Consider the following 23,026-nt stretch of genomic DNA (forward strand, 5'->3'; position numbering starts at 1 on the left):
AGGTTTCTTTTATATCTCAACGGAAGAAGCTGACAGGTGCAGTTTTACCCCGGAATCCACACCCCAAGCGCATGGACATGATCCTTAAATGCAATGTTTCATTGATAACAGGCTCTTTAAGTGCAGATTTCGACGTTATTTGCAGCAGGGCTTGGCATGATGGCCGGGCCTCCTACCCCAGTCCCTGCGCCCGCTGTGGGGCAAGGAGGGTATATTGAGGGTCATGCGTCCCTATCGCCCGCAGGAGATATTGATTGAAGAAGCGGTGGCCGATTCCCTCATTGCCGCCAATGTGCGGAGCCGCTTGCCTGAAGTTCCCCAGCGCCTTTTTGCCGGCTTGGAGGACCTCGTGGAAGAGTCGCGCCGGAGCCGGCCCAGCATCGCCCAGGCCAAGCGCCAATTGGTGCTGTGCCGTCACCGGGGACACTTTTTCAAACCCTGTCCGGCCGGAACCACCAAGGTCGGAGCCGGCAACGTATGCTGCAATTACTTTGTCGTCAACTACGCCTCGAACTGCCATATGGAATGCAGTTACTGCTACCTTCAGGCCTATCTGAATCTGCCCCAGATGGTGATCTACGCCAACCATCAAGACCTGCTGAGCGAACTCGATCAAGTCTTTTCCTCGGCGCCCTCATCCAACTTCAGAGTGGGGACCGGCGAGTTGGCCGATTCACTGGCCCTGGATCCCGTCACCGGCTACAGCCGTCCCCTGGTGGAGTTTTTCGCCCGCCGTCCCAATGCGCTGCTGGAGTTCAAGACCAAGAGCGACTGCGTCGAGGAACTGCTGGAACTCGATCACCGCGGACGCACCGTGGTCTCCTGGTCGATCAATCCGCGGGCCGTGCAGCAGAGCGAAGAGCACAAAACAGCCTCGCTCGAGCAGCGCCTGCGGGCGGCCGAGCGTTGCGTGCAAGCCGGATATCCGATCGTGTTCCATATCGATCCCGTCATCCGCTACCCTGACTGGGAAGCCGGCTACCGCTCCCTGGTGGAGGAAATCTTCCAGCGCCTGCCGGCCGCTTCGGTACCCTACATTTCGCTGGGAGCGCTGCGAATGACACCCCGCCTCAAGGAAATCATGCGGGAACGCTTCCCCGGATCCGCCTTGCCGCTGGGCGAGCTGGTCCCGTGCCAAGACGGCAAGCTGCGCTACTTCAAGCCCCTCAGAGTCGAAATGCTCTCCAAGCTGCGGGCATGGATTGAAGCGGCCTCCCCGGCCACTCGCGTCTATACCTGCATGGAGAACGCCGACGTGTGGAGCCGGGTCTTTCGATCGAACCGCATCCCCTCTCAGGAAGAAGTGGGAGAACGCTTGCTGCAGCTCGCCTAGCCTCGGAGCCGAGGCCTGCTCTACAATCACCTGACCGTCAAAGGACTCAGCATGAGCCAACCAACCATCGCAGGCATTCACCACGTCACCGCCATCGCCAAGGACGCCCAGCTCAACATCGACTTCTACGTGGGCGTGTTGGGGTTGAGGCTGGTCAAGAAGACCGTCAACTTCGATGATCCGGGCACCTATCACTTCTACTACGGAGACGGCCAAGGGAGGCCGGGCACCATCCTGACTTTCTTTCCCTGGCGGACCGTGGGACGCGGCCGTTCGGGCAGCGGAGAGACGGCAGCCACGGCCTTTGCGGTTCCGGACGGGCAATTGGGCTTCTGGGAAGAACGGCTGCAGGCCAATGACGTTGCAGTGAAACGGGCGCGGCGCCTTCAGGAAGACCTGCTCAGCTTCCGCGACCCCGAGGGCACCAGCCTGGAGTTGGTCGGCAGCGATGAAGACCAGGATTTCCAGCCCTGGGCCGATTCGCCCGTACCACCCGCTCACGCCATACGGGGATTCCATTCGGTCACTCTGCGTCTGGCCGGGCTTGAAGGAACGGCGCAGCTTTTGCGCGACACCATGGGATTTCGAGAGGAAGGCGAGGAAGAGGGACGATTGCGCCTGCGGGGCGCCGGGGACCGGGCCGCCCTGGTCGATCTGGTGCCCGCTCCCGGCCAGACCCGCGCCGCCCTGGGCGCCGGCAGCGTCCACCATGTGGCCTGGCGGGTCCCCGATCAAAATCAGCAGGAGGCATGGAGAAGCCAACTCGAGGACTCGGGATACAACGTCACCCCCATTCTCGACCGTAATTACTTTCGCTCCATCTACTTCCGCGAGCCGGGCGGCGTGCTCTTCGAGTTCGCCACCGATCCTCCCGGGTTCACGGCGGACGAGCCCCTCGATCAACTGGGGCGCAGCCTCAAGCTGCCGAAGTGGCTGGAGAAAGCGCGGCCCCAGATCGAGCAGGCCTTGCCCGCAGTCAGCCTGCCGGGAGAAAAGCCATGAATCAGGCCCTCCACCAAAACCAGCGCGTCCTGGCCGGAGGCGAGCCGCTGGAGGAGGCGCGGGCGGCTATGATCATGCTGCACGGACGAGGCGCCGGAGCCCGCGACATCCTCGGCCTGGCCTCCTATCTGAAGGTTGAGGGATTCGCCTTTCTGGCCCCTCAAGCGGCCCATTCGGTATGGTATCCCGACCGTTTCATGGCCCCGCTTCAATCCAACGAGCCTTGGCTTTCCTCGGCGCTGCAGCGGGTGGGCGAGATGTTGGAGCACTGCCGCGAAAAGGGCATCCCGGCCCAACGCACCGTTCTGCTGGGCTTTTCCCAAGGAGCCTGCCTGGCCCTCGAATACGCCGCCCGCAACGCCCGGCGCTACGGCGCCCTGGCGGCCCTCAGCGGCGGACTCATCGGGCCTCCCGAAGAACCCCGTAACGACCAGGGCCATCTGCAAGGAACTCCGGTTTACCTGGGTTGCTCGGACGTCGACCCCCACATCCCCCTGGAGCGGGTCGAGTTCTCCGCCGCCCACCTGGAGGAGATGGGAGGCGAGGTAAAGAAGGAGATCTTCCCAGCCATGGGTCACACCGTCATGCCCGAGGAACTGGACCAGGTGGCCTCCCTGATGCGCGAGCTTGCCCGAGCATAGTCCCTCACGCGGGCCGGACTTCCACCAGGTAGAACTCGCCCTGGCGGCTGAGCAGACGGGAGTGGAAGTAGGCGTCGAGATCCTGCCATCCCTCCTCTTTGGTGAGGATGAGATAACGGTCCCAGGACGTCTCCTTGAAAAACTCCAACAATTCATCGTAGCGGTGGATGGCTTGGCCGCGGGCTTGATAGCCGGCGTAATAGCGGGCGCTGTGATGGAAGAACCGGTAGAAGACCAAGGGCCTCTGGGGCGTCAGTTCGGGCTCCGCCCAGCGCACGATGCCGCGGGTGGAGTGGAAGTCTTGAACGACCGGCCCGGCCTTGGCGTAGGCCAGCGCCACGAAGAGCGTCATCATGGCCGTCAGGGTGATGAAAGCGGGACCGGGCCTGGCATGTCCCGTCCGCAGCCACAAAACCGCCATGCCCGCCGCCAGGGGCAGGGCCAGCCAAAGACCCAGAAGCGCGGAATGGTAGAAGACAGAGGCAGCTATGGGCAAAGCGCCAATGAGGATCAAAACGAAGATGCTGAGCATGCGGGTGCTGCGCTTGAGACCCCGGTAGAGCGAGACTTCAAGATCGGCATGGCGGTCCCAAAGCAGTCCGACCAGCAAGGACAGGGCCGGGAAAATGGGCAGGATATAACCTCCCAGCTTGCTGGCCGAGGCCGAGAAGAAGAGGAAAGGCAGCAGGGCCCAGATCCACAGGAAGACTTCTGCGCGTCCGCCGCGTCCCCGCAACTCTTTGCGCCGCTTCCAAAGACCGGCCAAAGCCGGTCCCAGGTAGAAAAACCAGGGAAAGAAGCCGAAGAGCAAGACCACCAGGTAGTACCAGAAGGGCTCGCTGTGGTGGTGAATGTCCGAGATGAAGCGGGCCAGGTGATGATTGATCCAAAAGGTGATGAGGAAGTCGTATCCGTTGGCCTGCCACACCCACAGGTACCAAGGGAGCGCCGAGAGGAGAAAGACGGCCGCTGCCAAGGCCGCCTGCAGCAGACTCCAAGACAGGCGTTGAAGCCACAGGAAATAAAAACCGAAGACGGCGCCGAAGAGCACCAGCGCCACCGGGCCCTTGGCCAGTACGGCGGCCCCCAGGGAGAGCCCGCTCAGGGCCGAGCAGAGCAGCCTGAGCCGGGGCGACAAGCCGTCCTCGCCGGCTAGGAAGCCTAGAACGCAGGCCCAGGTGAAGGCGGCCGTCAGCGGAGCGTCCATGCTGGCTGAGCGCGAGAGGCCTACGAAGAGCGGTGAAGTGGCCAGGATGAGCAGGGAGAAGAGTCCGGCCCTGGGACCCGCCACGAAGCTTCCCATGAGCAGCAAGGCCAGCGCGGCCAGAGCTCCCAGCAGGGCGTTGGGGAGACGGGCGGCCGTCTCGCTCACTCCCAAGAGGGAGTAGGAGGCGGCCGCCGTCCAGTAGAGAAAGGGCGGCTTTTCAAGCCAGGGATGGTCTTCCAGACGGGGAGTGATCCAGTCGCCGCTCTCCTCCATCTCCTGGGCGATGCGGGCATAGCGGGGCTCGTCGGCACCCATGAAGGCGGTGCTGCCCAGTTGAAAAAAAAGCGTCAGGTAGAGCACCGAAACGGTGAAGGCCGCGGCTGCGAGCAATGTTTGGCGAGAAGCGGACATGGCTCCCCATGATCACCGATAGAGGCCGATAAAAAAAGAGGAGCGGGACCGGAAAGAGTCCGGCCCCCGCTCCTCGCGGATCGTTGAGACGCAGGGCGTTTTAGAATCCGCCCATGCCGCCCATGCCGCCCATGTCTCCATGGCCGCCGGCTCCGGCGCCGGCCTTGTCATCCTCCTCGGGCAGCTCGGTGACGAGCGCCTCGGTGGTGAGCAGCATTCCGGCGATGGAAGCGGCGTTCTGGAGAGCGGTGCGGGCCACCATGGTGGGGTCGATGACGCCCTGGGCGATGAGGTCGCCGAATTCCCCGGTCTCGGCGTTGTAGCCGTAGTTGGGGTCGTCGGACTCGCGCACCTTGCCCACCACGACGGCGCCCTCGGCACCGGCGTTGAAGGCGATCTGGCGCATGGGCTCTTCCAGAGCGCGGCGCAGAATGGTCAGGCCCACCTGCTCTTCTTCGCTCAGGTCGAGACCGTCAAGAGCCAGAGCGGCGCGCAGGTAGCTGACGCCTCCGCCGGCCACGATGCCTTCTTCGGCAGCAGCCTTGGTGGCGTGCATGGCGTCCTCGACGCGGGCTTTCTTCTCCTTCAACTCGGTCTCGGTAGCGGCGCCCACCTTGATTACGGCGACGCCTCCCACCAGCTTGGCCAGGCGCTCCTGCAGCTTCTCGCGGTCGTAGTCGGAGGTAGTCTCCTCGATCTGGGTGCGGATCTGCTTGACGCGTCCGGCGATGTCCTCGGAGCTTCCGGCGCCTTCCACGATGGTGGTGTTGTCCTTGTCGATGGTTATCTTCTTGGCGCGTCCCAGGTCCTCCAGGCGGACGTTCTCGAGCTTGATGCCGAGGTCCTCGGAGATGACCTTTCCGCCCGTCAGGATGGCGATGTCTTCCAGCATGGCCTTGCGGCGGTCGCCGAATCCGGGAGCCTTGACGGCGGCGGCATTGAGGGTGCCGCGGATCTTGTTAACGACCAGCGTGGCCAGCGCTTCGCCTTCCACGTCCTCAGCCAGGATGAGCAAAGGCTTGCCGGTCTTGGCAACCTGCTCCAGCAGGGGCAGAAGGTCTTTCATGGAACTGATCTTCTTCTCGTGCAGGAGCACGAAAGCGTCTTCCAACACGCACTCCATGCGGTCGGGGTCGGTGACCATGTAGGGGGACAGGTAGCCGCGGTCGAACTGCATGCCTTCCACGACTTCCAGGGTGGTCTCGATGGAGCGGGCTTCCTCGACGGTGATGACGCCGTCTTTGCCCACCTTGTCCATGGCCTCGGCGATGATGGCGCCGATGGTCTTGTCGTTGTTGGCCGAGATGGTGCCGACCTGAGCGATCATGTCGCCCTGAACTCCCTTGGAGAGTTCCTTGATCTTCCCGATGGCCGTCTCGGTGGCTTTGTCGATGCCGCGCTTGACGGCCATGGGGTTGGCTCCGGCGGCCACGTTCTTGAGTCCTTCGCGGATCATGGCCTGAGCCAGAACGGTGGCCGAGGTGGTTCCGTCGCCGGCCACGTCGGAGGTCTTGCTGGCCACTTCGCGCAACATCGAAGCGCCCACCTTCTCAATGCCTTCCAGTTCGATTTCCTTGGCCACGGTCACGCCGTCCTTGGTCACCACGGGCGACCCGAACTTCTTCTCCAACACCACGTTGCGGCCCTTGGGCCCCAGCGTGATCTTGACCGCATCGGCCAACTTGTTGACGCCGCGCAGAAGGGACCTGCGGGCTTCTTCTCCATGGGTTACTTGCTTAGCTGCCATATCTCAAATCTCCTTCAGTCTGAATGGATTTCCAGAAGCTTGCTTTTTCAGGTCTGTTGCTAGGCGCTGACCGCTTCGCCGACCAGAATGCCCAGGACCTCGTCCTCGCGCATGATCAAGTAGTCGCTGCCGTCAACCTTGACTTCAGTTCCCGAATACTTGCCGAAGAGGATGCGGTCGCCGGCCTTGACGGACATGGGGGCCGTCTTGCCGTTGTCCAGGACCTTGCCGTCGCCGACGGCGACGACTTCGCCCTCCTGGGGCTTCTCTTTGGCGGTATCTGGAATCACGATCCCGCCTCGCACTTCTTCCTGTTCTTCAACTCTCTTGACCAGGATGCGATCATGCAAAGGTTTGATGCTGCTCATAGCTGTCTTCACTCCTTAGCGATCTCTCGATGATGAATATGTTTTGAACTTGCCAACTCAATCTATTCGTGGGAGCCGGCGAGGGCTTGGGTGCCCCAGCAACACCGGCTGTTGGCACTCGTCTCTAACGAGTGCTAATGATACCAACGCTGGCCCGATTCGTCAAGATCTCTAAGATCGACATGGAACCAAGGCAAGGAGATGGAGAAAAAAAATTTCATCGGCTAGAATGAGGCCGCGTGGCGAGAGGCTCCTCTATGAAAACGATCGCTATTCCTGAACTCAAGAAGGTGGCTCAAGGCAAGGTGCGGGAGATCTTCGAAGTCGAAGACCGCCTGCTGCTGGTGGCCACCGACCGGCTCTCGGCCTTCGATGTGGTGCTGCCTGATACCATTCCCCATAAGGGAGCCGTCCTCAATCAGATTTCGGCCTTCTGGTTCGAAAAGACCGGGAACACCGTGCCCAATCACCTGGTCAGTTGTGATTTCGACGACTTCCCCGAGGTCTTGCGGCCCTACCGGTCCCGTTTGCAGGGCCGCTCGATGTTGGTGAGGCGCTGCCGTCCATTGCCGATCGAATGCGTGGTGAGGGGCTACCTGGCCGGCTCGGGCTGGAAGGAATACCGCCAAAAGGGCTCGATCAGCGGCATCCCCCTGCCTTCCGGCTTGAGAGAGGCCGACAAGCTCCCACAGCCCATCTTCACTCCCTCCACCAAAGCCGCCCGGGGACACGACGAAAACATCTCGCAGGCCCGGGCCCAGGAACTGGTGGGAGAGGAGTTGGCAAACAAGGCCAGAGACATCAGCTTGCGCCTCTACCAGGAAGGGTCGCTCTACGCCCGACGCAAAGGCATCATCATCTGCGACACCAAGTTCGAGTTCGGCCTGGAAGGAGACCGGCTCATCCTCATCGATGAAGCCCTGACCCCCGACTCGTCGCGCTTCTGGCCCGCCGGCAAATACCGTCCGGGCGGCTCTCAACCCTCCTTCGACAAGCAGTTCGTACGCGACTACCTGGAGACGCTGGATTGGAACAAGCAGGCTCCGGGACCCAAGCTGCCCGAGGAGGTCATCGAGGCCACCAGCCGCCGCTACCTGGAAGCCTTCCGCATCCTCACCGGGCGGGAGTTGGAGGGCTGATGAGCTTCGTCGATCTTCACATCCACTCCCACCACTCCAGCGACGGCGAGTGGAGCGTTGAGCGCATCTGGCGGGAAGCAGAGAAACATGGCATGGAGGCTTTTTCCATCTCCGATCACGACACCGTGGCCGGCGTGGAGGAGGCCGAGGGAATGAGAGAAGACTTCTCCTGCCGCCTGATTTCCAACGTGGAGATCTCCACCGGCTACGGCGGCCACAAGTTCCATCTGCTGGCACCGCTGGTGGACTGGCGCTCGTCCAGTCTGCGCGATTTCCTGAGCCGCATCCGGCAGGCCCGCCTGCGTCAGAACCGGCAACGCGTCGAAAGACTGCGCCAACTTGGATTCGACCTGTCCCTGAAAGAAGTGGAAGAGGCGATGGAAGGACGACCCGTGACGGGACCGGCGGTGGCCTCGGCACTGCTGAAAAAGCCTCAGAGCCGCCGCGACCCTCGGCTGCGGGACTATTTCGAAAGAGACGGGCAAAGCGGAGAGGTCGCGTTCTACAAAGACTACTTCTTGCCCGGACGGCCTGCCCACACGCCCCGAGAGGAAGCCGCCCTGGAGGATGCCATCGGGCTGGTACGGCGCAACCAGGGCGTGGCCGTGCTGGCTCATCCGGGACTCAAGCCGGGCACCGTGGACGAGGAAATGCTGACCGAGTTGAAGGAAATGGGACTGCAAGGGCTGGAGGTTTTTACCTCTTACCATGACGAAAGCGCTTCGGCACGGTATCTTGATCTGGCTCGCAAGCTGGATTTGACCATCACGGCAGGCAGCGACTTTCACGGCAAAGTCAAACCCGGAGTCGCCTTCGGATCGGTTCGGGAAGGCGACTTGAACATGGTTGAGGCACTGGAAAAGCGCAGGCAAGGGAATTGAAGGCCGGCGCACCGAGAAGACGATCGAGGAGAAGTCGGATGAACGCAGCCCGGTCCACAATGAAGCAGGTCTTGGAAGACGTCATCGATGAAATGGTGGACAAGGGGATTTACTGGAACGAAGCCCAGGAACAGTTCGAGAAGCTCTTCATCATCAAGGCCCTGGACGTCAACAGGGGCAACCTCTCCAAAGCGGCTCGAACCATGGGCGTTCACCGCAATACGCTGACCAAGAAGCTGCGCCTGCACAAACTCGACAAGAGAGACTTCCGCAAGGGATAGCCAGCAGCCTCTCTTAGAAGCGCACCGAGACGACCTTGGAGACGCCCGCTTCTTCCATGGTGACGCCGTAGAGGGCGTTGGCGATTTCCATGGTGCGCTTGTTGTGGGTGATGACGATGAACTGGGTGACCTCGGACATCTCCTCCACCAGCTTGCAGAAACGCAGCACGTTGGCATCGTCGAGAGGAGCGTCGACCTCGTCGAGAATGCAGAAGCGGCTGGGCCGATACTGGAAGAGGGCCATCAGCAAAGAAAGTCCCGTGAGGGCCTTTTCACCCCCCGAGAGCAGGCTGACGTGTTGCAGTTTCTTGCCCGGAGGCTGGGCGAAGACGTCCAGTCCGCTTTCCAGAACATCGTCCTCGTCGAGCAGGCGCATGCCGCAATCGCCTCCCCCGAACAGCTTCTGGAAGAGCACTTTGAAGTGGCCGTTAATGGCTTGGAAGGCCTCCTGAAACTTCTCCCTTGAACGGCGGTTGAGGTCTTTGATGGCGTTGGTGGTGTCGGCGATGGAGCGCTCGATGTCGTCGCGCTGATCGACCAGGAACTCGTGGCGCTCTTCGTTCTCCTGATATTCCTGCAAAGCCGTCATGTTGATGGGGCCGAAGTTCTCGAGCTTCTGACGGCGTTCCTGGTAGGGCCCCAGCACATCCTCCAGCGAAAGCGACTCCTGATCGACCTTGGAGGCGGCCTCCTGCAAGGACATATTGAGATTCTCCTGGCACTGGAGACTGACGTTTTCAAGGTTGGTTTCGACCTTGGTGCGCTCGATATCGACCTGAGACCGCTCATCCTGGAGGTCGGACTTGCGCTCCCGCAGCGCTTCCAGCCGCGCCTCGACTTCGGGATGCTGCCGCTTCCACTCCTGGTACTGCCGCTCGCTCTTGGCCAGCACTCCCTCGAGCTGCTCTGACTCTTGGGCCAAGCGCTTGAGGTCGCTCTCGAGTTGTTGCAGGTTTTGTCCCATCTCGGTTCGACGGGCGCGTCCCTCTTCCTCGGCCAGGGCGCCGGCCCGCAGCCGCTCCCGCAGATCGCCCTGCTGCTCTTGGATGCGGCTGATAGCCCGGTCGAGGGCACTCCGCCGCTCCACCATGACCTGCCGGTTGAGGTGGGCTTCGTTGAGGTGAGTACGGGCCTGGCCCACCTCCTGGCGAAGCCTCTCCAATCCCCTGCGCCGCTCTCCCAGGGAGGCTTCGGAAGCGGAGCGCTGGCGACTGCGCTGGTCCAGCGCGGCCCTGATCTCTTTCAGCTTCCTGCCCATGGAGTCCACTTGGCCGGCGTGTTCCGAGAGAAGCTGCTCATGCCGGCCGAGTTGGCGTCGGCGCTCTTCAAGATCGCTTTCCACGCGTTCCAGGTCATGGCGGCGGCTGACCAGTTCCTTCTCGGCCTGATGGACGGATTCTTCCAGCCGGCGGCATTCTAGAGCGAGGTCTTGCAGTCTCTGCTTGCTTTTCTGCAACCGCTTCTCGCAACTCTCGGCCTCCTGTTGCCGGGCCTGCAGCTTCTTCTCCATTTCGCGCTTCTTGCGCTTGAGGCTGAGAAGGCCCAGCTTCTTGGACTGGGAAGCGCTTGCCGAAAGCAGGCCGCTGGGCTCCAGGGCCTCGCCCGCCAGGGTCACGAAAGTCTGTCGGGGATGGGCTTCGGCCAGTCCCACGGCCCGCTGCAGGTCGGTCACCACCACGGCGCCCGTGCGAGCAGCCATGACCCTGTCGAATGCTTCCCGCACCTTCGGAGACATCTTGACGATCTCTCCCACGGTGCCGAAAACGCCTTCTTCGCCCGAGAGTCCGTTGAGGGAGTAGGCCGCCCCTTCCTGGCCCTGAACTGCGCTGGCCAGGCTGAGGAAAGTGCATTTGCCGCTCTTGAGGTTGCGCACCTCGTCCACACCTTTGAGGGCGTCTTCCAGCGAATCGACCAGGACGTATTCCAGTTCTTCGTCGAGGAACTCTTCCACCAGGCGCTCGAAATCGGGATGGGTTTCGACGTAGTCGGCCAGAGTGCCGCCGCTATGCACTCCGCCGTTTTTCTTGAGGTGGTTGAGCAGTTTCTGCACGCCCTGGCTGTACTGGCTGCGGCTCATTTCAACTTCCTGCAGCGAATGCAGCCGCTCGCGGGCGGCGATCAGTTTGCCCTGACATTCTTGAAGCTCAGATTCCTGAGCCGCCATCTCCTCCTCGAGGCGGGCGAGTTCCTGGCGCTTCTCATTGGCCTGCCGGGTCAGTTGGCGCCAGTTGTTCTCTTCCCTTTCCAGGCGTGAGCGGGACTGCTCCTTCAATTCTTCAAGGTGGGCGATATCCGCATCCAGCTTGGCCCGTTCTTCTTCCAGCGTCTGCCCGCGCGCTTGCTCGGACTGCAAGCGGGCCTCGAGTTGTTCCTGCTGGTTTTGCAGCGAAGCCGTCTCGGAGGAGAGCCGCACCAGTTGTTGACGCAGCTTTTCGATCTCGGTTTCGGCCTCCTCCAGATCCTGCTCGGCCTGGCTCAGCCGCGAGCGGCGCTCTTGCAGGTCCTGCTCGCTTTGGACCTGGCGGTCTTTGACCTCATCCAGGTCGCTCTTGAGTTTGTCGGCGTCCTCATTGACCTTGGCCAGGGATTCCTCGATGGAACGGCGTTCCCGGGCGTTGTTCTCGAGTTGGCGCCCGATGGCTTCGATCTGCTCCTGGTGATAGCGCCGCGAGTTGGTGGCGCGATCCAGTTCCAGGCGCAATTCAGAGCGCTGCTGGCGCAGTTCGGAGAGGCGTGTGTCGAGTTCTTCCCGCAATTGCACGCTGCGGCGGTACTCGGCCTCGCACTCCTCCAGTTCACGGCTGACTTTTTGAGAGGTTTCGAGCAAGCCCTTGAATTCTTCCTCAAGTACCGAGGCCCTCTTGCGCAGGGCCGAGGATTCCAGCACCAGCTTGGCCCGCTGCAAGCCTTCGAACTCCTCCTTGAGATCCTTATAGCGGCGCGCCTTGTTGGCCTGGCGCTTGAGGGAACGCAACTGGCGCTCCACCTCCGAAATGATGTCCTGCACGCGCACCAGGTTCTGCTGCGCCAATTCCAGCTTCATTTCCGCCGAGCGGCGCTTGGAGCGGTAAGAGCTGATCTGGGCCGCTTCTTCGATGATGGACCGCCGCTCCAGGGCCCGGGCGTTGAGGAAGGAGTCGATTTTGCCCTGGGCGATGAGCGCGTAGGGCGCGAAGCCCAGGCCCGATTCCTCGATGAATCGCTGGATGTCCATGAGGCGGCAGCGGCGCCCGTTGATGAGGTAGGTGCTCTCGCCCGAACGGTAAAGGCGGCGCCCGATCTCGAGCTTGTCGTCGGTGAGCTCTTCACCGTCCAGGATGAGGGGAGTGTCGCCGCTGCGGCTGACGGTCAGCTTGACCTTGCAGAGGCCCCCAGGCTTGCGCTGGCGGGTGCCGTTGAAAATCAGGTCTTCCATGCGCTGGCCGCGCAAGTTGTGAGCCGTGTGCAACCCCAACACCCAGGCGATGGCGTCGGCCAGGTTGGACTTGCCGCAGCCGTTGGGACCCACGACGGCCGACACTCGATCGCTGAAGACCACCCGCGTCTTTTCCGCGAACGACTTGAATCCCAGTACTTCCAGCGAATCGAATTTCAGCATGTTCAACTCATCCGCCAGCAGCTCCGCCAGACAACCTGCGGGGCGCCTCCGGCGGCCGGCTGCATCACGTGGGGTCTTCTTCCCGGCCTGTCCGCCGGCGCGCCTCTGCAAAGCCTCAGATTGGGACAGGCTCCTGCTCGGCCATTTCCCACGATCATTATAGTACGACGCTCTGACGGGGATTCCGCGGAACTCCAGGGTCCTCTTTTCGGTATACTCAATGGAAGCGGCGGCTGCGAGGTTAATTGCACATGATCTTCAGAGGGATGACGGGCTGGCTGGCGGCGGGCTTGATGACGGCGGGCTTGATGACGGCGGTTCTGGCGGCCCAACCCAGCGAGTTTTATCCGCTCGAGATGGTCAAGCCGGGACAGACCGGGGTGGGCAAGACCATCTTTGAGGGCAACGATATCGAGGAATTCCAGGTTGAGATCCTGGGAGTGCTGGAGAACTTCGGGCCCAAGCAAAACATGATCCTGGCCCGCCTTTCCGGGGGCCAGTTGGAGCGAACCGGCGTCTTCGGGGGCATGAGCGGCTCTCCCGTCTATCTGGAGGGACGTCTGGTGGGGGCGGTGGCCTTTTCTTTCGCCTTCTCCAAAGAACCCATTGCGGGCATTACTCCCATCGGCGAAATGGTGGACATCTTCAGGAGCAAGCCCCCTTTGCGGCGCAGCGCCGGGCTCAACCCGTCAGCCTTGCAGCGCCTGCAGCAGGAGCCGCCGGACCAATCTGCGCTCCTGCAAGAGCGCCCCGAGTATCAAGTCAAGGCCTCCTGGATGGGGATGGGGCTGGAAGGAAAGCTGATCCCCATCGCCACTCCCCTGAGCCTGTCGGGGTTCACGCCCCGCTCGCTGGCCTCTTTCGAGGGGCGGCTGCGGGAGTTGGGTCTGATCCCGCTGCGCGGACTCAATACCAACGCCTCCAACGACTATCCCCAGCGTCCTCTGCAGCCGGGATCGTCGGTCAGCGTGCAGCTGGTGCGGGGCGATATGGACATCAGCGCCAGCGGAACCGTGACCCACATCAGCGGTGACAAGATCTACGCCTTCGGCCATCCTTTCCTGGGGGTGGGGGAGACCGACATGCCTCTCAATCAGGCGGCTGTAGTGGCGGTCATTCCCAGCTTGCAGAGCAGCAACAAGGTGTCGGCCACGCTGGAGCCGGTGGGCAGCATCCGTCAGGACCGTTCTACGGGGATCTACGGCATCCGCGACGCTGCGCCCAGGATGATCCCGGTCAGCCTCAAGCTGGAAACCAGCCGCAACGACTTGGCCGAGTACAACTTCGAGATCATCGACGACGCCTTTCTGACGCCCTTCATGATCAACCTGACGGTCAACAACGTGATCGTCTCTTCCGAGCGCAGCCTGGGAGCCCAAACCCTGCGCCTCAAGTGCGACATCCAGCTCAAGGGCCAGCCAAACGTGGTCTATGAAAGCAACATCGCCAGCATGACCAGCACTCCGGCTTTGGCGGCTGTGACCCTTTCTTCGCCGGTGGCCGTGCTCCTCGACGCCGGCTTTGAAGACCTTGAAATCGAGAAGCTCAATTTCGAAATCTCGGCTCAGGAAAAGCTGCGCCGGGGCGAACTGATACAAGTCTGGCAGGACCGGCTGGAGGCGCGCGCCGGAGAAGAGGTGGGCCTGACCCTTTTCCTGCGCCGCGAGAATGGCCGGGTGGAGACGGAAAAGCACGGCGTCAGGCTGCCCGAAGGACTCTCCGCGGGCGCCCTCAAGATCGCCGTGGGGGACGGCATCTCGCTTTCCCGCAGCGCCCAGCGTCCGGGAGACGGCCCCGATTTCATTCCCCGCTCCTTGGGCCAGTTGGTCAAGGCCATCAATAATTTGAAGACCAACGACCGGCTCTACGTGCGTCTCTTCCGCGAGCAGCCGGGCGCGGTCATCGGAAACCAGGGAATGCCGGCCCTGCCGCCCTCCATGCTGGCGCTTTACAAGTCGCGCAAGACTCCCGACAGCGTGCGCTCCATCGACAAAGTGGTCTATTTCGAATACGAACTCTCCGAGCGGGAATACGTGCTCAACGGAGAGAAGACGGTCGAGGTGCTCATCAAGAAGTGAGCCGACCGTCCCCGCCCCTTTCCGCCCGGCGAAAGCGATAGAACATGAAACGACCGATTCTTCTACTGACGGCCGCGGCATTGACTCTCGGCCTTTCTCTGCTCTCGGCTTCGGAAACCCGCTGGTGGAAGCAATCGACGGCGGCCGACTTCTCCAAAGGAGAACTGCGTGGCGCCGCCATCTCCAGCCACGGGCGCCTGGTTCCGGCACCCGCGCTGGAGGAGATCTACGACAGCGGGGAAGCTTTCGTCTACTCGGCCCTCATCGACCGCGCCTCCAACATCTACCTGGGGACCGGCAACAGCGGCAAAATCTACCGCGTCCCCTCGGGAGGACAGGGATCTCAATGGGCCGAACTGGGAGAGTCGGGCGTCTTCGCCCTGGCCTCGGACAGCACCGACCGCATCTACGCCGCAACCTCGCCCGACGGACAGGTCTATGCCTTCAACTCGACGGGCACGCCCAGCGGCTACTTCGATCCCGGCGAGAAGTACATCTGGACCCTGCTCATGGACGCCCAGAACAACCTCTACCTGGGAACCGGCCCCCGAGGACGCATCTACCGGGTCGACAGCCAGGGGCAGGGAAGGCTCTTCTACGACAGCTCGGAAACCCACGTCATGAGCCTGGCCTTCGACCTGGACGGCAACCTGCTGGCAGGAACCGCCCCCAACGGGCTGGTCATGCGGGTGACGCCCCAGGGAGAGCCTTCGGTCTTGATGGACTCGGATCTGTCTGAGATCCAGGCTCTGGCAGTGGACCGTATCGGGTTGATCTACGCGGCGGCCCTCTCCGAAACGACCCAGGTCGATACCTCCAACCCTTCCGAACAAGGCGCCGGGGACGAGGAGGAGGGCGAAACGGTGCAGACGGCCGGCATCAAGGCGGGCAAGGGACTGGAGATCTACCGCATCGACCGTCAAGGACTCACCGAGAAGCTCTACAGTTCGGACAACCAATCGGCCTTCGACCTCAAGGTGCGCAGCGAGGGTTCGGTGCTGGTGGCCACCGGGCCGGAAGGACGCATCCTCTCGGTGGACGGAAACCGCTTCGTCACCTACTTGAGCGACAGCCGGGAAGAACAGGTGACCCAGTTGCTGGAGCGGGACGGCAACCTCTTCGCCGCCACCAGCAACCTGGGCAAGCTCTTCCGCCTGCAGACCCAGGGGCAAGAAGCAGGAGTCTTCGAGTCTGAAGTGCTGGACGCCGAAGTGCCTTCCCGTTGGGGCCGCATCCGCTGGCGCACCGTCAACGCCGAGCCTGCGGTGAGCGTCCGCACACGCTCGGGGAACACCGCTGAACCCGACGAAACCTGGAGCTCCTGGTCCGAGCCCTACGCCGATCCGTCGGGAAGTCCCGTGCAGAGCCCGCTGGGACGCTATCTCCAGTACAAGGTGGAATTCCCGCGCGCTGCACAGAGCGGATCGATCACCTCGCCGGCCCAAGGGGTGGAAGAGGTGGCGGTCAGCTTTCTGCAGAACAACATGGCCCCCAAGATCAGTTCCTTGACCGTCCATCCCGCCGGCAAGGCGCTCATTCCCCAACCCAACATCTCCGGCAGCGGGGCTTCTCCCGGCGGTCCCGAAGGCGCCCACGTGCTTTCCCTGCCCCGGGCGGTACGCAATCTGGAGGGACCTTCGCCTCAATTGCCTCCCCGCACCCTTTACATTCCGGGAGCCCGCAGCTTTTCCTGGGAGGCTGCGGATCCCAATCAGGACGAGGTGCGCTTCCACCTCCACATCCGCCGCCAAGGCGAAGACGCCTGGACCCCGGTCAAGGAGGACCTGCGGCGCAACTACTACGCGCTCGACACCGCCAGCCTGCCCGACGGGACCTATTTCGTCCGCCTGACCGCCATCGACAACCTCAGCAATCCCCCCGGCCAGTCGCTGCGGGCCGAATTGACCAGCAAGGCCTTCACCGTCGCCAACCAGGGACCGCGGGTGGAGCTTTCGCCGCCCACCATCAACGGACGCCAGGCCGACTTCACCTTCACGGCCACGGCCAACGGCGCCTCATTGCATCAAGCCGAGTATCAGGTGGGAGGAGGGGAGTGGGTGATCGTCCTGCCCCGCGACGGGATCACCGACGGCGGGACCGAAAGCTACAGCGTCGGCTTGGGCGAGCTGCCGCCGGGCAACCACACCCTGAGCGTGCGGGTCAGCGACGAGGTGGGCAACGTCAGCACCCAGAGGGAAACCCTGCGCATACGGTAAAGCGACCTGCGGTCGAACTTCCAAGAGCCCACTTCCCAACTCACAATTTGGGAGTTGGGGGGAGTTGGGCGTGGCGAAGCCTACATTCCGCGTTCGGCGGGTTCCACCACTTCGATGCTGGAGTGGACGTGCACGAAGGTGCGGCCGCGGCCGGGGCTGGAGGCGAAACGGGTGGCTCGGACGCTTTCTTCCAGGGCGTCCAGCAAGCGCAGGTTTTCGGGGTACTCTGCGACGCCCTCAATCTCGACACGGCCGTCCTGGCGCACATGAGCTACAACGGCAGCGTGATCTTCACCATCCAGCTTCTCCACGGTCTTGACGAAGAGGGCCGCCCGGTCCTGGGGCAGGCGTCCAGGCGTGAAAACGACTTCGGTATGGCCCGGAGCGTTGCCCCGCAGCATTGGAAACAGGCTGCTGGAAAACTGCCCCATCTGGGCTATCAGCAAGGCGAAAAAGGCCAGGCTCAAAGGCACCGCACCCAGCCGGGCCCAGAGTACGCGGCTTTCCATATCGCGGAAACGGTCGGTCAGGCGCTCCAGAGCCAAGCCTATGCGCTGCTGCCAGGTGAACGCGGTACGCTGGCGGACGTTGTTCCAAAGCAGGTGGCTGGAAGCTCGGGGCAAGGGAGCCCGTACCGAAAGGGCCTCCTGCACAAAGCGCATCTCATCCACGTAGCGGCGGCACCGGCTGCAGGATTGCAGATGTTGCTCGATGCGGTTCTCTTCGAATCCGCTCAACTCGCCGTCGACAAACTCATGAACGAACTCTCGGGTCTCTCGGCATTTCATAGCGATTTCCCTTCACGATAGGGCTTCAGCATGTCGCGCATGCGACTGCGTCCTCGGGCAATGCGCGACTTGACGGTGCCCAACTGGGCCCCCGTCAATTCGGCGATCTCCTCGTAGGTCAAACCCTGCACGTCGCGCAGCACCAGGGCGGCACGCTGATCGAAGGGCAACCTCCTGAGGCATCGCTGCAAGGCTTGCTGGACCTCTCGGGAGTAAAGCTGGTGATCCGGCTTGGGGCGCCCGTCATCCGGATCGATGTGACTCTGGTCGTCATTGCCGTAGCTGATGCTGAGCGAGCGCGTACGGTCTTTGCGCCGACGTTTCCACCAACGGTTGCGGTTGGCGGCCTGGTTGAAAGCGACCCGGTAAAGCCAAGTCTTCAAGGTGCATTCTCCCCGGAACCTGGCAATTTTGCGGTGCAGCGTGAGAAAGACTTCCTGAGTGACGTCCATGGCTTCGGCCTTATCGGCCAGGAGGCGGTAGGCGAGACCATAGACCATGTCCTTGTAAATGCTGAAGACCTCTTCAAAGGCGGCTTCATCGCCGGCCTTCAACCGGTCGACCATGCTTTCCACACGAGTCAGTTCGATGCCGGAGCTGATCGAACGGGTCATCTCAGCCATGTGCGCCCTCTTTCTCAGCGTGCTTCCTTACCTTACTTAGAGTACGGGAGAGGCCGAGAGTTCCGAAAAAAGGCAAGAATCGAGAGGCCTTCTCCAGTCATATTTTCACGCTTTTAAGAATCCTGTGACATAATTTGGCCGGCATGAGCGATACCACCACCCGTGAGATCCGCGTTCAAGTAAAGAGCTATTATGTGGAGGAGCGCAGTTCGCCGCAAAACAACCTTTACTTCTTCGCCTACAAGGTTGTCATCACCAACCAGGGGGCTGACACCGCCCAACTGATCAGCCGGGAGTGGATCATCACCGATTTCAACGGCAAAGTCGAACGGGTGCAAGGACCCGGAGTGGTGGGCGAGCAACCCGTCCTCAAACCCGGCGAGTCCTTCGAATACACCAGCTTTTGTCCCCTCTCCACGCCTTTCGGATCAATGGAAGGCAACTACAAGATGAAGCTGGAAAACGGAGAAAGCTTCCAGGCCCGCATCGCTCCCTTTTCCCTCTCGCCGCCCTACGCCGTCAACTGACTTGGGCCCTTAACCGATTCGTTGCAGCCCCCGGCGTGCCAGCCGGTGACTGTTGCCGTGGTTCTCTGATTCCAGCACGGCCTTGTAGTGGCCCGCGGCCTCGCCGGCACGGTCGTTGCGCTCCAGCAGACGAGCCGCGTAGAGGTGAGCGACGACACGCTGAGAGGACTCGGCGCCGGGATCGTCGATGATCACCTGCAGCTCCTCCAGCGACTTCTCGACCTCTCCCATCTGCTCGAACTTGGCGGCCACTTTGTAGCGGAGCTTGTTGGCCTCCAGCCTGTGATAGTTCTTCGTCTCCGCGTCGGCCTTTTGCAGGACCTGGCGGTAGGTCTCTACGGAACGCCCGGACTCGCCCATCATCTCCAGGATCTGGGCTTGGTTGATGTGGAGCAGGTAGTTGCGGGGATAGCGCCGGTGCAGTCGGCCGGCATTCTCCAAGGCCTTCTTGTAGCGCTCTTCGCGGACGTAGAGCACCATTTGCAGAACGGCTGCGTCGGTGGCCACGTAGGAACCTTTTTCCTTGGCCTTGTTGAGGTACTCGAAGCCTCTCGATTCGCTGCCCGAGTAGCCGAAGATGCTGGCCAGCCACTTGATGTACCAGGGCAGGTTGCCCACGATGTACTCGTACATGCCCACGCTCATGTAGGCGTCGTAGTAGGCGGGATCTTCCTCCACCAGCGCGTGGTGGTATTTATAGGCCTTCTTGCCATAGTCGAAAGCCTGCTTGACGCTGTGGTCGATGGTGATGGCGAAAGAGGCGCGGATGCCGTAGTAGGCTCCCATGAAGTAGCGGGCGTCCTTGTTGCCGGCGTCTTTTTCCAGCATGGCCTGGCTCTTGTCGCGGCTTTCATCGATGAAGCGCAAGAAGTCCTTGCGGTCCTCCTGGGGCATTTCCCGATCGGTTTTCTCGGCGAAGTAGCCAGGAGCCAGAAAGCGGTCGAGGTCGAGGTCCTGGCGCACAAACAGCTCCTGCAGCCACTTGACCGTGGCCAGGTAAAGGGGCGGAGCCGGATGGTCGGGATAGCGCTGCCGTAAATCGAGCAGCTCCTGGTAGGCCTCTTGATATTCCAGACTGTAAATGCCCTCGAAAGCCTGGCGGGCCTCTCCCATGAAGGCCGGGTCGCGCAAGTCTGAGGCCGAGGCGTAAGAGCAGGCCAGCAGCGAGGACAGCAGAGCCCATCCGATCCTGTTGCGGATCCGTGAACTATATGTCTTTCTCATGGTTTGTCGTCTCAGGGGGGCGCTGCTTGCAAACGCCCCGATTCAAACCCGAGCTCAAGGTCGGCCGGGAAGGGCGTAGGTGAAGCCGGCGCCGAAATAGAGGTGTTGAAAGTCGCCCTGGGGACGGAACCCCGGCACCAGCATGCCGTTGCCGTTGCTCTGATCCTGGCGGGGCAGGCCGTAGTCGGGGACGTTCGACACATAATTGCGCACGTCGAAGCGCAGGGCCCAGCGCTCGTTGAGGAACCACTTCACCCCGCCTCCATAATGGTACATGAAGGTCCAGCGGCTGCGCAGATCGACGTTGTTCTGAAGGGCCAGCTCGGGCTGTTCGGCAGAGGTCTGAAAGTAGGCCGCGCCCGCTCCCACCATCCCGAAGGGCCGAATCCGGGCCAGGCGGTTTCCCGGATAGATGACGGCGCTGTAGGAAATGCGGTGGAGACGCTGCTTGAATCCGAGAGCCGGCAGGTCGGGCGAAAGATTGAAGAACGTCGAATCGTGGTCCGAGAAAGCGTATTCCACCTCGGCGCCCACGTGGCGCGAGACGTGATCGGTCACGCCCAGGGTGAAGGCGGGCCCCGAGTCCTGCTCGAGGCCTACGCTCTTGACGCCGTTCAAGGTCGAAGTGGCGAAGCTCTCGTCGTCCGAACTGGCCCATCCGACTGTAAATGAGACTTCCCACTTGTTCTTGGCTCGCCGGGGTTGAGCTTGTAGAGAAACTATCAAGAAGGCCGCCGTTACAACGACCGCCAAGAAGAGGCGCATCGATTTCATATCGCTCCGTTCCGCAAAAACACCATTCTACCAACGGAGATGCGCGCCAGTTGAAAAAGTCGAGGCTTTCTGAGAAGCATCGCCACAAGTTCATCCATTCGCTCCGCCATCTCAGGATGCAGGTGCAATGCCAGAAGCGCGCCGTGCCCGGCAGGGCAGGCATGGACGAGTCCCCCGCCATGGCCAGCGAGGTACAGGATCGAGGAAAGACGGCATTCTTGGCGTCCGCCGCAAGCCTTTCTTGCGGGAGAACTTCAGGCGGAGTGGGCTAGTGCTGCCGGTCATAAGCTCTGAGCCAGCCCTCCGTTCTTGTCCCTGACAGGGACAGATTCGCCAGCCCAGGGTCAGCCGCGGCGAGCGCTAGCGAGACGGCGGCGCCACCCTGGGTTTCAAACGCCAAATGTGCCAACGCTGAAAGCGTGGGATAACGCCACAGGGTGGCTCAAAACTTCTGCGCACTGCACTAGGGATAGCGAGCAGCCTCATACCGCCGAGAGCAAATGGGCCTTCAGCGCGGTCGCTGAAACTTGACACTTGTGTGAACTTGTTGGCCACCTAGTGGCCCTAGCGGTCTTGATCGGGGCGCTTGTCGAGCCGGTCCCTGAAGCGCTGCTGGAACTGGCGCATGCGCTGACGGCGGTTGGCGATGTAGTCGTCGAAGAGTTCTTTCTGCTCGGGAGTGAGGATGCTGCGGATGCTGTGGCCCATGTCCTTGCGGATCTGGGAACGGCGCTCGCGCATTTCGCGGTCCATGCTCATGAGCCGTTGGTTCCCCTGGCGGACGATCTGCACCAACTGGGCGCGCTGCTCCTCGTCGAGGTTGAGGTGCCGGGCCAACAGGCGCACCTCGGCCCGCATGTTGGGCCCTCGGTGGCGGTCCCTGCGCCCGTTTCCCCGGTGGCCGTCGGGAGGCGGCTGCAGAGAGCCTCGCTGGTCGCTCTCCTCCGCCGGCCCCTGCTGGGGCGGCGGGGATGGGGCTTCTTCTTCCAGCCCCAAGGGATCCTGGGGAGGCGGAGGGGCAGGCGGCTGGCGCAGCAGGGCTACCAGCCCGCCTCCAAACAGGGAGCCGGTCAGGAACACCCCCACGATCCACATCACGGCTTTACTTCGATTGGTCATGGTTCGGTCCTTCCAACTCGGAGGCCAGGAGGTCGAAGACGTCACCGACCGGGGCCGCCGACCCGTCCGATGTGGCGTCTTCCAGCACCAGTGCCATTACCTGGGCTTCTTCGGCGCTGATTTGGGCGGCGGGATCGGACAGGACACCCGAAGACCGGCTTTCAGTCCACAAGAGTCCGGCGCTGATGGCGATCACCAAAGAGGCGAAAAGAGGCAACAAGCGCCGGGCCGCCACTTGAAGGGCCCACCAGTAAGAGGCGGAAGCCCCCCCCTGGGACACCGCCAGATGAGACACCCGGGCAGCGAAGAAGGGTGGAGCGTCAAGCCGCGGCGCCGCTTCCACCTGGCTGCGCAGCAGCCGGTAGGCCTCCCAGTCGGCGCGGCACTGGGCACAGTCCCGCAGATGCGCCTCGTCCAGCCTCTGGTGCGGCTCTAGTTGGCTGAAATCGATATGCTGACTCATCGTTCCCATCCCCCTGACTTTCTTTCTTCCCCCGCTTAGGCCGAAATGGCGTCCTGCCTGGCCAGCATGGCCTTGATGCGCTTCTGCAGTTTCTTGCGCGCACGGCTGACGCGGATGCGCACGGCCACCTGTGAAGTATCCATGGCCTCGGCGATCTCGCTGTACTCCTGTTCCTCCATCTCTCTCAATACGAAGGCCATACGGTCTTTGGCGCCGAGTTCGTCGAGCGCGCGCTGAAGCAGGCTCAGCGATTCCTCGGCCTCCTCCTCGGTCAACCCGCCTCCTTCGGCCGACTTGCCGTAAAGGTAGCGGATGCGCTCTTCCTGTTCTTCGCTGAAATCCGAGAAAGACCGTTCGCGCCGAACTCGGGCCCGCCGAAGCTGGTCCAGGCAGGCGTTGGAAGCGATCCTGCCGATCCAGGCCTTAAGCGGACGCGAGGTGTCGAAGCGGTCCAGCGAACGGTAAACCTTGAGGAAGATTTCCTGAGCCAGATCCTCCACCTCATTGCGTCCTCCCAGATAGTGGTAGACGATATTGAACACCAACCGCTGGTAACGCTTGACAATCTCTTCGAACGCCTGTGCCTCCCCGGCCAAGGCCGATTCG

20 protein-coding genes are annotated in these 23,026 nt (G+C 62.1%); 9 read left to right on the forward strand and 11 right to left on the reverse strand.

Annotation, left to right across the window (positions count from 1 at the left end):
• Window positions 1-223 precede the first annotated feature (223 nt).
• Genes VLU25_09595 through VLU25_09605 form a run of 3 tightly spaced genes read left to right on the forward strand, consistent with a single transcriptional unit; the run spans window position 224 to window position 2,976 of the window.
• A complete protein-coding gene (locus tag VLU25_09595) occupies window positions 224-1,333 on the forward strand; it encodes a radical SAM protein (GenBank protein ID HSR68183.1) in 1,110 nt (369 codons plus the stop codon).
• A 51-nt stretch (window positions 1,334-1,384) separates the two neighbouring features.
• Window positions 1,385-2,335, forward strand: coding sequence for a ring-cleaving dioxygenase (locus tag VLU25_09600; protein ID HSR68184.1), 951 nt, complete (start codon window positions 1,385-1,387; stop codon window positions 2,333-2,335).
• A complete protein-coding gene (locus VLU25_09605) occupies window positions 2,332-2,976 on the forward strand; it encodes a dienelactone hydrolase family protein (protein HSR68185.1) in 645 nt (214 codons plus the stop codon). Before VLU25_09600 ends, VLU25_09605 begins: the two co-directional genes overlap by 4 nt.
• A gap of 4 nt (window positions 2,977-2,980) precedes the next feature.
• Here the strand turns inward: VLU25_09605 and VLU25_09610 are convergent, their stop codons facing one another.
• The 3 genes from VLU25_09610 to groES form a co-directional block, all read right to left on the reverse strand.
• Window positions 2,981-4,594, reverse strand: a complete 1,614-nt coding sequence (locus VLU25_09610) for a glycosyltransferase family 39 protein (protein ID HSR68186.1) — start codon at window positions 4,592-4,594, stop codon at window positions 2,981-2,983.
• Between the two features lie 100 nt (window positions 4,595-4,694).
• On the reverse strand, window positions 4,695-6,341 hold the full coding sequence (groL, locus tag VLU25_09615) for a chaperonin GroEL (GenBank protein HSR68187.1): 1,647 nt from the start codon (window positions 6,339-6,341) through the stop codon (window positions 4,695-4,697).
• A 59-nt stretch (window positions 6,342-6,400) separates the two neighbouring features.
• A complete protein-coding gene (gene groES, locus VLU25_09620; GenBank protein HSR68188.1) occupies window positions 6,401-6,709 on the reverse strand; it encodes a co-chaperone GroES in 309 nt (102 codons plus the stop codon).
• Between the two features lie 257 nt (window positions 6,710-6,966).
• Between groES and VLU25_09625 the strand changes: the two genes are divergently transcribed.
• From VLU25_09625 to VLU25_09635, 3 genes are read left to right on the forward strand one after another with little or no spacing between them, the layout of a single operon-like run.
• Window positions 6,967-7,848 carry a phosphoribosylaminoimidazolesuccinocarboxamide synthase gene (locus VLU25_09625; GenBank protein ID HSR68189.1) on the forward strand — a complete coding sequence of 294 codons (882 nt, stop codon included), beginning with the start codon at window positions 6,967-6,969 and terminating at the stop codon, window positions 7,846-7,848.
• On the forward strand, window positions 7,848-8,729 hold the full coding sequence (locus VLU25_09630; protein HSR68190.1) for a PHP domain-containing protein: 882 nt from the start codon (window positions 7,848-7,850) through the stop codon (window positions 8,727-8,729). Before VLU25_09625 ends, VLU25_09630 begins: the two co-directional genes overlap by 1 nt.
• A 38-nt stretch (window positions 8,730-8,767) precedes the next feature.
• Entirely contained in the window at window positions 8,768-9,010 is a 243-nt protein-coding gene (locus VLU25_09635) for a helix-turn-helix domain-containing protein (protein HSR68191.1), read from the forward strand.
• Between the two features lie 13 nt (window positions 9,011-9,023).
• Here the strand turns inward: VLU25_09635 and smc are convergent, their stop codons facing one another.
• Window positions 9,024-12,608, reverse strand: a complete 3,585-nt coding sequence (gene smc, locus VLU25_09640) for a chromosome segregation protein SMC (protein HSR68192.1) — start codon at window positions 12,606-12,608, stop codon at window positions 9,024-9,026.
• A 251-nt stretch (window positions 12,609-12,859) separates the two neighbouring features.
• On the opposite strand from smc, the gene VLU25_09645 reads away from it, so the two are divergent.
• Both VLU25_09645 and VLU25_09650 read left to right on the forward strand, forming a co-directional pair.
• A complete protein-coding gene (locus tag VLU25_09645; protein HSR68193.1) occupies window positions 12,860-14,686 on the forward strand; it encodes a SpoIVB peptidase S55 domain-containing protein in 1,827 nt (608 codons plus the stop codon).
• Between the two features lie 44 nt (window positions 14,687-14,730).
• Window positions 14,731-16,902, forward strand: a complete 2,172-nt coding sequence (locus tag VLU25_09650; protein HSR68194.1) for a hypothetical protein — start codon at window positions 14,731-14,733, stop codon at window positions 16,900-16,902.
• 80 nt (window positions 16,903-16,982) lie between these two features.
• Here VLU25_09650 and VLU25_09655 read toward each other — a convergent pair whose 3' ends face one another.
• Window positions 16,983-17,690 (reverse strand): zf-HC2 domain-containing protein, encoded by a 708-nt coding sequence (locus tag VLU25_09655; protein HSR68195.1) that lies wholly within the window; start codon window positions 17,688-17,690, stop codon window positions 16,983-16,985.
• Window positions 17,687-18,313: a sigma-70 family RNA polymerase sigma factor gene (locus VLU25_09660; protein HSR68196.1), complete on the reverse strand. Its 627-nt coding sequence runs from the start codon at window positions 18,311-18,313 to the stop codon at window positions 17,687-17,689. Before VLU25_09660 ends, VLU25_09655 begins: the two co-directional genes overlap by 4 nt.
• A gap of 143 nt (window positions 18,314-18,456) precedes the next feature.
• Between VLU25_09660 and apaG the strand changes: the two genes are divergently transcribed.
• The gene (apaG, locus tag VLU25_09665; protein HSR68197.1) at window positions 18,457-18,840 is read left to right on the forward strand and encodes a Co2+/Mg2+ efflux protein ApaG; all 384 of its coding nucleotides are present in this window, start codon (window positions 18,457-18,459) and stop codon (window positions 18,838-18,840) included.
• Between the two features lie 9 nt (window positions 18,841-18,849).
• Here the strand turns inward: apaG and VLU25_09670 are convergent, their stop codons facing one another.
• The 5 genes from VLU25_09670 to VLU25_09690 form a co-directional block, all read right to left on the reverse strand.
• A complete protein-coding gene (locus tag VLU25_09670; protein HSR68198.1) occupies window positions 18,850-20,064 on the reverse strand; it encodes a hypothetical protein in 1,215 nt (404 codons plus the stop codon).
• Window positions 20,065-20,118: 54 nt separating this feature from the next.
• A complete protein-coding gene (locus VLU25_09675; protein ID HSR68199.1) occupies window positions 20,119-20,838 on the reverse strand; it encodes an outer membrane beta-barrel protein in 720 nt (239 codons plus the stop codon).
• Window positions 20,839-21,402: 564 nt separating this feature from the next.
• Window positions 21,403-21,957, reverse strand: a complete 555-nt coding sequence (locus tag VLU25_09680) for a hypothetical protein (GenBank protein ID HSR68200.1) — start codon at window positions 21,955-21,957, stop codon at window positions 21,403-21,405.
• Window positions 21,941-22,420 carry a hypothetical protein gene (locus tag VLU25_09685; protein ID HSR68201.1) on the reverse strand — a complete coding sequence of 160 codons (480 nt, stop codon included), beginning with the start codon at window positions 22,418-22,420 and terminating at the stop codon, window positions 21,941-21,943. The genes VLU25_09680 and VLU25_09685 overlap by 17 nt, the downstream gene beginning before the upstream one ends.
• 35 nt (window positions 22,421-22,455) lie before the next feature.
• Window positions 22,456-23,026 (reverse strand): RNA polymerase sigma factor (locus VLU25_09690; GenBank protein HSR68202.1); only part of this gene is annotated, 571 nt, incomplete at its 5' end.

It is taken from the genome of Acidobacteriota bacterium (assembly GCA_035471785.1).
In the GTDB taxonomy this organism is placed as follows: domain Bacteria; phylum Acidobacteriota; class UBA6911; order RPQK01; family DATIPO01; genus JANQFM01.